The organism is Streptomyces sp. SPB074 (assembly GCF_000154905.1).
GTDB lineage: Bacteria > Actinomycetota > Actinomycetes > Streptomycetales > Streptomycetaceae > Streptomyces.
Map to the genome: position 1 here is coordinate 3,476,047 of NZ_GG770539.1, position 1,370 is coordinate 3,477,416.

At 78.8% G+C, this 1,370-nt stretch carries 1 protein-coding gene; it reads right to left on the reverse strand.

Translation table 11 applies throughout. The features are described from left to right. Positions 1–179: 179 nt before the first annotated feature. The coding region (locus SSBG_RS14365; protein ID WP_078491304.1) for a hypothetical protein at positions 180–1,370 on the reverse strand (1,191 nt) is incomplete at its 5' end.

Consider the following 1,370-nt stretch of genomic DNA (forward strand, 5'->3'; position numbering starts at 1 on the left):
GGGTCGCCGTGCCCGTGCTGCTCCTCGCGCTGCTGTGCTTCGCGATCAGCTTCTGGGCACTGACACAGGCGCCCTGAGTCGGCGTCAGGCTTTCCGGGGTGCCGGGGTGCCGCGTGAGGCGTCCGGGGTGCCGCGTCAGGCCGTCCGCGATGCCGCCTCAGGCTCTCCGGGATGCCGCGTCAGGCGGTGCGGCGGCCGCGCAGCCGCCACACGCCGAGCCAGCCGAGCAGCGCGAGTCCCGCCGCGAAGCTCCCCGCCGCGAGCCACCGCATCCCGCCGCCCTCCGGTGCCGCCGCCCGCCGCTGCGCGCGCGGCCCGTCCGCCGGCTTCCCGTCGGCCCGGAAGATCCCGGCGTCCCCCGGGTACGTGACGGCCCGGCCCGCGCGCCCCTCGTCCCGCTCCGCGACCCGCAGGACGACCCCGAGCGGCTCGTCGCCGTAGGCCGCGGCGAGTTCCGGGCTCAGTGAGACCCGTACGACGTAGGTACCGGGAAAGCGCAGCGCGCCCAGGCCGCCGCCCGCCCAGCGGTTGGCGAAGGCGACGGGCGCCCCGGTGTCGAGGTGCGCCGAGGAGGGGGAGCCCGTGTAGAAGGCGCTGTCGGCGACGACCTCGGCGCGCACCGGGCTGTCGAGGCCGGCCCGCAGCGCCGAGGCGACGGTCTTCCTGCCCGAACCGCTCGCGACGGCGCTGCCCAGCTCGACCTCCACGAAGGCGCGACGCCCCCAGTCCAGCGGCAGCGCGTAGTAGCGGGTCGTGCCGGGACGCAGCCGGTCGCGCCACGTCCCCGGGCCGATCCGCGCCTCGTCGCCCAGACCGGCCGGGCCCGCGCCGCCCTCGCGCTCGCGCGGCGTCCCGCCGGGCGGCGCGGGCGGCGAACTCGTGGCGCGCGGCGGCGCGGAGGCCGGGGGAGCGGTGCGCGGCGCGGGCTCGGTGAAGAGCCGCAGGTCGAGCGCCCAGGCGTCGAGCGAGGGCGCCACCGCGTCCGTACCGTGCCCGGTCGTGCGCTCCACGACGACGTAGTACGTGCCGGGTGCCGCGCACGCCCCGGCGGGCCGGGGCGTCTGCTCGACCACGGCCCCCATCGGGCGCGCCCACAGCGTCCCCGCCGCGTTCGCGTCCGCGCTGTCGCAGTACCCGCCGCCGGTGTCGCGCAGCGTGACCCGCACGCCGTCGCCGTAGGTCAGGCGCGTGCCCGGGGGCGGCACGGCGACGACGGAGGCGTAGGACTCGCCGCCGCCCGGGAGTTCGACTCGGTAGTACAGCGCCCCGTCGGCGGGGCGCACGCTGCTGCGGTAGGGGGTGCCGATGGCCAGGAGGGGGGCCTCGGCGCTCGACGCGAGGCCCCGCACCGTCCGTGTCCCGGGCGCGAA